Annotated in this window: 7 protein-coding genes; 1 reads left to right on the forward strand and 6 read right to left on the reverse strand. The window is 72.5% G+C overall.

Features of this window, described 5'->3' with window-relative positions:
- Nucleotides 1–533: 533 nt before the first annotated feature.
- The 4 genes from ACH65_RS06245 to ACH65_RS06260 are packed head-to-tail and all read right to left on the reverse strand — an operon-like array spanning nucleotide 534 to nucleotide 3,750.
- Complete coding sequence (locus ACH65_RS06245) at nucleotides 534–1,214, reverse strand: TorF family putative porin (protein WP_049621728.1); 681 nt, start codon at nucleotides 1,212–1,214, stop codon at nucleotides 534–536.
- Between the two features lie 24 nt (nucleotides 1,215–1,238).
- Nucleotides 1,239–2,516, reverse strand: a complete 1,278-nt coding sequence (locus tag ACH65_RS20255; protein ID WP_053096185.1) for a S8 family peptidase — start codon at nucleotides 2,514–2,516, stop codon at nucleotides 1,239–1,241.
- Nucleotides 2,513–3,163, reverse strand: coding sequence for a zf-HC2 domain-containing protein (locus ACH65_RS06255; RefSeq protein ID WP_049621729.1), 651 nt, complete (start codon nucleotides 3,161–3,163; stop codon nucleotides 2,513–2,515). The genes ACH65_RS20255 and ACH65_RS06255 overlap by 4 nt, the downstream gene beginning before the upstream one ends.
- A complete protein-coding gene (locus ACH65_RS06260; RefSeq protein ID WP_049621730.1) occupies nucleotides 3,160–3,750 on the reverse strand; it encodes an RNA polymerase sigma factor in 591 nt (196 codons plus the stop codon). The genes ACH65_RS06255 and ACH65_RS06260 overlap by 4 nt, the downstream gene beginning before the upstream one ends.
- Before the next feature lie 147 nt (nucleotides 3,751–3,897).
- Here ACH65_RS06260 and ACH65_RS06265 point away from each other — a divergent pair, with 147 nt between their 5' ends.
- Nucleotides 3,898–5,010: a TIGR03118 family protein gene (locus ACH65_RS06265; protein ID WP_053096187.1), complete on the forward strand. Its 1,113-nt coding sequence runs from the start codon at nucleotides 3,898–3,900 to the stop codon at nucleotides 5,008–5,010.
- Between the two features lie 60 nt (nucleotides 5,011–5,070).
- Here ACH65_RS06265 and ACH65_RS06270 read toward each other — a convergent pair whose 3' ends face one another.
- Both ACH65_RS06270 and ACH65_RS06275 read right to left on the reverse strand, forming a co-directional pair.
- Nucleotides 5,071–8,310 (reverse strand): CusA/CzcA family heavy metal efflux RND transporter, encoded by a 3,240-nt coding sequence (locus ACH65_RS06270; RefSeq protein WP_049621731.1) that lies wholly within the window; start codon nucleotides 8,308–8,310, stop codon nucleotides 5,071–5,073.
- A partial coding sequence (locus ACH65_RS06275; protein WP_049621732.1) for an efflux RND transporter periplasmic adaptor subunit occupies nucleotides 8,307–9,240 on the reverse strand: 934 nt, incomplete at its 5' end. The genes ACH65_RS06270 and ACH65_RS06275, both read right to left, overlap by 4 nt.

A 9,240-nucleotide genomic window follows, 5' to 3' on the forward strand; every position in this document is an offset into this window, starting at 1 on the left:
GCATCCATGCACGCACTCTTAGCACTCGCTGCGCGAGCGCCGAAGGTGCGAGCTTTTCGCACTTTGCTCTTGGGGTCCCCTATGCGGCGGTGAGGCTCGGACGATCAGGCCCCCGCAGGGGGGAGTCGGCATGGATGCCGACTCCTTTTCGACAGGACAAGGAGGTCCTGTCGAAAAGCCCGGCCGAGTCTCAGGCACCCGTCGAGCGCAGCTCGGCGGGCGCCGCATCGGGGGGCCGTTCTCTTTGGCTACTTTCTCTTGGGCAAGCAAGAGAAAGTAGCTCGCTCATCGGTAGATGAGCGAAACCCCCGGCCTACGGCCGGCCCGATTGCGACAAGCGCTTCAGTTCAATCCAGATGTGCGGCACTGACGAGTAAGAGTGGCGAGCAAGAGCGCAGTCGCCGCGTTCCTGCACGCCCATGGCTAGCGCAAGACGCACTCCATCGCCCCAGCGCGCCGTCCAGGGGCGGCGGCATCACCAGGAGCGGCGGCATCGGCCATTCCCGCTCACCAGGCCTCCTCACCAGGCCCCCTCACCAGGCATAGGAAACCCCGAGCACCCAGGCCTCGCGGCTCGCGCCCCGCCCGACGGGGTAGCCGAAGGCGTAGTCGCTCCCGTTCGAAGCCTGCACCGCTGTCCAGCTCAGCTGGACGGTGCAGGCCGCGAGCGTGAGGCCGAGCCCCAGCCGCAGGTCGATACGGGCGCGGTCCCTGTGCTCGTCCACCGCGCCGCGGCGGCGCAGGTAGCCCAGGTGCCCGAACACATACCACTGCGTGCCGAGCGCGCGGCTGGCGTTCAACTCGGCATACAGCGCCGGCGTGCCGGCGTGGAAGTAATCGGGCGCGTAGTACACCCGGCCGACGAGGCGCCGGTAGGTGAAGCCGGCATAGGCTTCCGCATAGGCGTAGGCGTCGCGCCCGCTGAAGCGGGTGTAGGTCGAGCCGACTTCCCAGCTGAGGTCGGGCGTCGCACGCCAGGCGTAGCCCGCGTAGCCGGCCAGCTGCGCGCCGGGGCGCCGTTCCAACCGTACGCTCGAGAGCACGCCGCCGGCGTACCAGCCGCGCGCCGGCGGGTCGTAGCCGAGCGCCACCTGGACGGCGGGCCGCTCGTCGCTGAGCGACACGCCGCGGAAGCGGTAGTCGGAAACCAGCATGGCCTTGCCGCTGGCCTGGGCCCGCGCGCCCGTCGCGAACAGGGCGATACCCACTGCCATGGCGGCTCGTAACACGGGGCGCTCTCATTGGCGCGGCACCGATGTGGAAGCCCCTGCCGTGGCGCAGCCGCAGGTGCAAGCCTTGCTCGCTCGCGCCAGCGCCGCGCATGCGTCGATCATCGTCGGCCGCCTCGCCGCCAAGCCTAGCTCAGTTCGCGGGCCCAGGGCGTCGCGCAGCTGGGCGGGCGAGAGGCCGGGCGACAGTTCGCGCAGCAGGGCGACCAGCCCGCTGACCTCGGCCGCCGCGAACGACGAGCCCGCCACCAGGCCCCAGCGCGCGCCGGGCCGGGTCGTTGGAATGTCGGCACCGGGCGCGTGCAGGGCACCGTCGAAGGCCGGCCCGGCGCGCTCGCCGGCGACCGCCAGCACGCCGGGATGGGAGGCCGGGAAGCCGCCGTCGGCGGTGGCCTCGTCCACGGCACCGACCACGGCGACGCCGCGCGCCAGGGCGACGTCGAGCAGGCGCTCCAGCAGGCGGTCGCGCGGCCCCGCCAGGCTGAGGTTGAGGATCCGCACGCGCTGCTCCAGCGCGTAGTGCAGCGCCTTGGCGAGCGTGAAGCTGTTGCAGGCCGCGGCCATGTCGTCCGCCGCTGTCTGCCAGCAGGCGCGCAGCGCGAAGAGGCGCGCGCGCGGGGCGACGCCCGCGATGCCGAGCCCGTTGTCCATGCGCGCGACGATGATGCCGGCGACCGCGGTGCCGTGCAGCTCGGCGCGGTAGCCGTCGCCCACGAAGTCGCGGCGCTGCGCGAGCTGGCCAGCGAGGTCCGGGTTGGACTCGTCCACGCCGCTGTCCAGCTCGGCGATGCCGACGTCGCGGCCGGTCGCCAGCGCATGCAGCTCGGCGAGGCGCCACCAGGCCGCCACCGGCTGCAGGGGATAGAGCGGGTCGCCCCGGCCGCCGAGCACGTGGAAGCGCTGCATCGGCTGGGCCGATTCCACGCGCGCATCCCGCGCCAGCGCCCGGCTGGCTTCGCCGGGCGAGACGCCCGGCGCCGTGCGCATCACGAAGCAGTCCAGGCCCAGCGCCGGCATCGGCCAGGCGTCGACGAGTTCGAGGCGGTACTCGCGCGCGAGCCGCCACGCGATGCGCCGGCGGGCGGCCTGGCCGGGCGCTGCCGTGTAGTCGCCCGCGTAGTCGTCGGCCGCGCGCAGGTGGGGCGGGGCGACGCGCAGCATCACCAGCACCAGCGCGTGTTCGTCGTCCGGCATGCGCGATGGAACCGAGGTCGTCACGCCCTGCGACGCGCAGCCGGCGAGGCCGAGCGCGCAGCAGGCGAGCCATGTCAGCCACGGTTTGCTCATCGGCGTCCGTCCGCGTCCAGGCGCTCCACCATCACCACGCCCGCCGCCTCGTGCAGCATCCGGCGCGCGGATTCGGCCTCGCCGTCGGGCACGCTGAGCAGGTAGGCTCCGGTTTCGGTCGGGCCGTCCACGATGCGCGCATCGCAGGTGCGCAGCAGCCGGCGCATCTGCGCCTCGTCGAGACGCGGATCGAACACGACCACCAGCAGCGCATGGCTGCCATGGGGCGCGGCCAGCGTGTGGTAGGTGGGAGACGGTGGCCGGTCCTGCCGATAAAGCACCGCGCCGAGCGCAAGGATCGCCACGGCCTGCGCGGCGGCGAGCCAGGCGAGCCAGCGAGTGCCGCCGCCCAGCCAACGCGGCGCGGCAAGGAACGGCCGCGCTCCGCTGCCGCGCTCCGCTTCGAGCCGGCGGCGCAGGCGCCGCATCGAGGGCGCGAGGTCGGCGGCCGTTTCTTCTTCGGCGGCGTAGCCTTGCTGCAGCGCGTGCAGCCATGCCGCCTCGCGCCGGCATGGCGCGCACTCGGCCAGGTGCCGTTCCACCTGCAGGCGTTCCTCCTCGCCCAGCGTGCCGTTGACCCACCACGGCAGCAGGCGGTCGACCTGCGCGTGGGGCGAGCCGCCGAAGCGGACGATCCGGCCGTTCATATGGCCTCCCGGCGCGAGGCCAGCCAGGCCTTGAGCTTGCGCCGCGCGTAGAACATTCGCGTCTTCACCGTGTCGACCGGGCAGCCCATGATCTGGGCGATCTCGCGGCAGCTGTAGCCGAGGTAGTAGGTGAGTTCCATCGCCGCGCGCTGCTCGGTGGGCAGGGTGTCGAGCGCCGCGTCCAGGTGCCGGCGCAGTTCCTGGTGCTGCAGTTCGTCGTCGGGTCCGTCGGCGACGGCCTCGTCCTGCCCGCGGGCCTCGGCGTCGTGCGCCTTGCCGAGCTTCCTCAGCGTCTTCAGCGACTGGCGGTAGGCGATCGCCAGGATCCAGGTCGATACCTTCGAGGTATGGTTGAAGGTATAGGCCTTGCGCCATACCACCATCATGGTGTCGTCGAGGATCTCCTCGACCAGGGCCGGCTGCCGGGTGATGCCGCGGACGAAGCGCCGCAGGCGCGGGTTGTAGGCCTGGTAGAGCGTCTCGAAGGCGCGCATTTCCTCCGCCGCCACCCGCTCCAGCAGCATGGTCTCCTCGTCGGCGGAGAGGCCGCGGCCGACGAGGGCCGCCTCAGCTTGCTTGTCGTGCATGGCCGCTCCCGGAGGCGAACGCCGCCTGTGCGTGCATGCCCCGCGGAACGGTTTCGGTTCGATCGCCCCGTTTGAACCGCCCTGGATCGCGCGGGTATCCAAGATGCCGTTCACCGGCATCCTAATCCCCACGCAAGGAGTCCGCACATGAACACTATGCCTTCGGCCGGCTTGCGCCTGTGTTCGTCCCTGGCACTCGCCTTGGCGCTGACCGGCCTCGACGTGGCCGGCGCGCAGACGCTCGACGCCGGCTTCTCCATGCAGCGCAATTATGTCCAGCACAACCTGGTGTCCGACGGCGCCGTGTCGGCGGACCATATCGATCCCAACCTGGTGAACCCCTGGGGCGTGGCCTTCAACCCGTTCGGCTTCGTGTGGGTGGCCGACAACGGTACGGGCCTGTCCACGCTGTATGACGGCCACGGCAACGTGCAGTCGCTCGTGGTCGCCATTCCCACGCCCACGGCGGCCACCGGCGGCAATCCCACCGGCATCGTCTACAACGGTTCCAACGGCTTCGTGGTCAGCAAGCAGGGCATCTCCGGTCCCGCCCGTTTCATCTTCGCCACCGAGGACGGCGTGATCGCGGCCTGGGCGCCTAACGTGGACCTCACCCATGCCGTGCGAGCCGGCGGCAACTATGCCGGCGGCGCCATCTACAAGGGGCTCGCGCTCGGCGCCGGCGGCAACGGCCAGCTGCTCTACGCCACCGACTTCTTCCACGCCCGGGTGGACGTGTTCGACGCCAGCTTCCAGCCGGTGACGCTGCCCAAGGGCGCGTTCACCGATCCGAGGATCCCCTACGGCTTCGCGCCCTTCGGCATCCAGGCCATCGCCGGCGACATCTACGTGACCTACGCCAAGCAGGGGCCGGGCAAGGTGGACGACGTGGCCGGCCCGGGGCTGGGCTTCGTCGATGCCTACACGCCGAACGGGCAGCTGATCCGCCGGGTGGCCTCCGGCCGGCCGCTCAATGCGCCCTGGGGCATCGCGCTGGCGCCGGCCGGGTTCGGTGATTTTGCCAACGCCCTGCTGATCGGCAACTTCGGCGACGGGCGCATCAACGGCTTCGACCTGCGCCGCGGCATGCCGCTGGGCAGCCTGCGCGGCTCGAACCATCGCCCGCTGGAGATCGAGGGCCTGTGGGGCCTGCAGTTCGGCAACGGCTTCAACAACCAGCCTACCGAGACGCTGTTCTTCGCCGCCGGCCCCAACGACGAGGAGAACGGCCTGTACGGACGCATCGACGTGCAGCCGTGAGGGCTTTGCGCCGCTTCGCGCCGGCGGCCTCCACGGCCGCCGGCGCGAACTTGCCGGCGCTCAGATTTCGACCGGCTCGCGCCCGCTTTCGGCGGCGGCCACCGGCCGCGCCTGCCGGCGCAGCACCAGCCCGGCGACGGCGGGCAGCACGAACAGGGTGAGCACGGTGGCGGTGACCAGCCCGCCGATCACCACCGTGGCGAGCGGCTTCTGCACTTCCGCGCCGGTGCCGGTGGCGAGCGCCATCGGCACGAAGCCGAGGGTGGCGACCAGCGCCGTCATCAGCACGGGGCGGAAGCGTTCCAGCGCGCCTTCGACCACGGCGGCGGCGACCTCGCGCCCCTGTTCCAGCCGCTTGCGGATGGCCGAGATCAGCACCAGGCCGTTGAGCACGGCCACGCCGGAGACGGCGATGAAGCCCACCGCGGCGGAGATGGAGAAGGGCATGCCGCGCAGGGCCAGGGCGAACACGCCGCCGGCCAGCGCCAGCGGCACCGCCGTGAGCACCGTGGCGGTGAGCAGGGCGTTGCCGATGGCGAGGTAGAGCAGCACCGCGATCAGCACGAAGCAGACCGGCACGATGACGGCGAGCCGCTGGGTGGCCGCCTGCAGGTTCTGGAACTGGCCGCCCCATTCGATCCACGAGCCGGCCGGCATCTTCACCTCGCGCTCGATGCGCGCCTGCGCCTCGTCCACGAAGCTGCCCAAGTCGCGCCCGGCCACGTTGGCCTCCACGTAGATGCGCCGCTTGCCGTTGTCGCGGCTGACCTCGTTGAGGCCCTGGGTGAAGCGGAACCGCACCAGCTCGCGCAGCGGCACGCTGCCGCGCCGGCCGTCCTCCGCCGGTGGCAGCATCACCGGCAGGGCGCCGAGCACGTCCAGGTCGTTGCGCTGCGCGTCGGGCAGGCGCACCACCACGTCGAAGCGGCGGTCGCCCTCGAAGATCTGCCCGGCGCTCCTGCCGGCGAGCGCGGTGGCGACGGTGTCGGCCACCTCCTGCACGGTGAGGCCGTAGCGCGCGATGGCGGCGCGGTCGAAGGCGAGGTCGAAGGTGGGGAAGCCGCTGGTCTGCGCCACGCGCACGTCGGCGGCGCCGGGCGTCCTGCGCAGCGCCGCGGCGATCCGCCGGGCGCTGGCGGCGAGGGCGTCGAGGTCGTCGCCGTAGATCTTCACCGCCACGTCGCTGCGCACGCCGCCGATCAGCTCGTTGAAGCGCATCTCGATCGGCTGGGTGACGTCGTAGTTGTTGCCCACCATCGGCGCGGTCCTCGCGCGGATGCGCTCGATCACCTGCTCCTTGGTGGTGACGCCGGCCGGCCACTGGTCCCTGGGCTTGAGGATGATGTAGTTGTCGGACGCATTGGGCGGCATCGGGTCGGCGGCGAGGCTCGCGGTGCCGGCCTTGGAGTACACCGTCTGCACCTCCGGCAGGCTCATCACCGCCCGTTCCAGCGGCAGGTCGATCGCCACCGACTGGTCGATGGAGGTGGAGGGGATGCGCACGGAGGAGAGGTTGAGGTTCTGCTCGTCCAGCGTGGGCATGAACTCGCGGCCCACGAGGGCGGACGCCAGCGCGGCCAGCAGCACCACGGCGATCCCGGCGCCGACGAAGGGCAGCGGCCGCGCCACGGCGCGGCGCAGCCACGGCCCGTAGCGCCGCTTGCCCGCCGCCACGGCGCGCACTTCCTGCTCGGCCACCCGGCCGCGCACCAGCAGCGCCACCATCGCCGGCACGAAGGTCAGCGAGAGCACGAAGGCCGAGGCCAGCGCCAGCATCAGCGTGATCACCATGGGCGAGAACATCTTGCCCTCCACGCCCTGGAAGGTGAGGCAGGGCAGGAACACCAGGAAGATCACCAGCTGCCCGTACACGGTGGGGCGCACCATCTCGCGCGAGGCCTCCACCACCTCGTGCAGGCGCTCCCCGCGCTCCAGCGGGCGGCCCAGCGCGTGCTGGCGCCCGGCCAGGCGGCGCAGGGCGTTCTCCACGATGATCACGGCGCCGTCGATGATCAGGCCGAAGTCCAGCGCGCCCAGGCTCATCAGGTTGCCGGAGATGCCCAGCGCGTTCATGCCGATGGCGCTCGCCAGCAGCGACAGCGGGATCACCAGGGCGGCGATCGCCGCCGCGCGCCAGTTGCCGAGCAGCAGGAACAGGATCGCCACCACCAGCAGCGCGCCCTCGGCGAGGTTGCGCGCCACCGTGCGGATGGTGGCCGTCACCAGCTGCGAGCGGTCCAGCGTGGGCACGATGACCACGCCGGCGGGCAGGGTTTTGGCGATGGCCGCGAGCTTCTCGCCCACCGCGTGGGCCACCGTGCGGCTGTTGGCGCCCACCAGCATCAGCGCGCTGCCCACCACCGTCTCGTAGCCGTTGCGGCTGGCGGCGCCCGAACGCAGCTCGCCGCCCACCTTCACCGCGGCGACCTGCGCCACCGTCACCGGCACGCCCTGGCGGTTGGCGACCACGGCGCGGCCGATCTCGTCCATCGAATGCATGCGCGCGTCGGCGCGCACCAGGTAGGACTCGCCCGAGCGCTGGACGTAGTGCGCGCCCACCGAGACGTTGGCCGCCGCCAGCGCCGCGGCCAGTTCGGCGTAGGAGATGCCGTAGGCCGCCAGCCTGGCCGCGTCGGGCTCCACCACGTACTGCTTGACGTAGCCGCCCAGCGAATCGACGTCGGCCACGCCCGGCGTCATGCGCAGCTGCGGGCGTACGATCCAGTCCTGCACGGTGCGCAGGTAGGCGAGCTGGGCGACGCGGTCGGCCAGGCGCTCGCCTTCCTCGGTGAGGAAGCTGCCGTCGCGCTGCCAGCCGGGCTGGCCGTCGCGGCGCGGCGCGCCCTGGCCGTTCGGATGGGCGTATTCCACGCTGTAGTGGAATACCTCGCCCAGGCCCGTGGAGACCGGGCCCATCTGCGGCTCCACGCCCTCGGGCAGGTTGGGGCGGGCCTGCGCCAGGCGCTCGGACACCTGCTGGCGCATGAAGTAGAGGTTCGCGCTTTCCTTGAAGATCGCCGTGACCTGGCTGAAGCCGTTGCGCGAGAAGGAGCGGGTGGACTCCACGCCGTCGAGGCCGGCCAGCGCCGTCTCGACCGGGTAGGTGACGCGCTTCTCCACCTCCACCGGGCTCAGCGTGGGCGCCAGCGTGTTGATCTGCACCTGCTTGTTGGTGATGTCCGGCGTCACGTCGATCGGCAGCAGGTCGAGCTGCCAGGCGCCGATGCCCGCCACCACTGCGGTGAGGAAGAGCACCAGCCAGCGCAGGCGCACGGCGCCGGAGAGGATGGCGCCGATCATTCCTCTTCCTCGGCGCCCTTGTTCATCTCGGCCTTCACCAGGAAGGCGTTGCGCGTGGCGACCGCCTCGCCGGCGCGCACGCCGTCGACGATCTGCGCCATGCCGCCGCTGCGCGTGCCCACCCGCACCGGCTGCGCGCGGAAGCCCTCGGCCGTGCGCACGAACAGCACGTCGCGGCCGTCGAGGTTCTGCACCGCGTCCTCCGGCACCGCGAGGCCGCCGCCGCCGCTGCGCGCGTGCAGGCGCACCTGCACGCCTTGCCCGGCCACCAGCGCGCCGGTGGGGGTGGCGGGGCCCACCACCACCGTCGCGCTGCGCGCGCTGCCGCTCGCGGTGGGCGTGACTGCGAGCACCGTGGCGGCGAGCGGCGCGCCGTCGGCGGCGAGGATGGTGGCGGCGTCGCCGGGCGCGATGCGGCCAACTTCGGCCGCGGCCACGGCGGCCTCCACCTGCACCGCGCCGGGGCGGGCGATGCGGAACAGTTCGTCCTGCGGCGCCACGAAGGCGCCGAGCGCGGTGCGGCTGGCGGCGACGCGGCCGTCGATGGGGCTGACCACCGCCACCGAGCGGCCGTCGCCCGCCACGTGCACGGCCCGCGCCACCGTCGTGGCGCGGCGTGCCTCGGCCTCCGCCACGGCCAGCGCCGACTGCGCCGCTTCCATCTCCTGCCGTGGCGTGACGCCCTGGCGGTAGAGATCGAGCTCGCGCGCGTAGGTCTTGCGCGCCAGCGCGGCGTGGGCCTCGGCCACGCTGCGGTCGGCGGCCATCGCGGCGGCGTCGAGGCTGTCCACCCAGGCCAGCGCCTCGCCCCCCCGCACCGTGTCGCCGAGGCGGTGGGCAAGGCGGACGACGGTGCCGGCCGCGCGCGCGACCACCAGCGCCTCGCCGCCGGGCTGAGCGGTCACGCTGGCCGGCGCCAGCAGGTCGGCA

Origin of the sequence: Frateuria defendens (genome assembly GCF_001182895.1) — a bacterium.
Classification (GTDB): domain Bacteria; phylum Pseudomonadota; class Gammaproteobacteria; order Xanthomonadales; family Rhodanobacteraceae; genus Frateuria_B; species Frateuria_B defendens.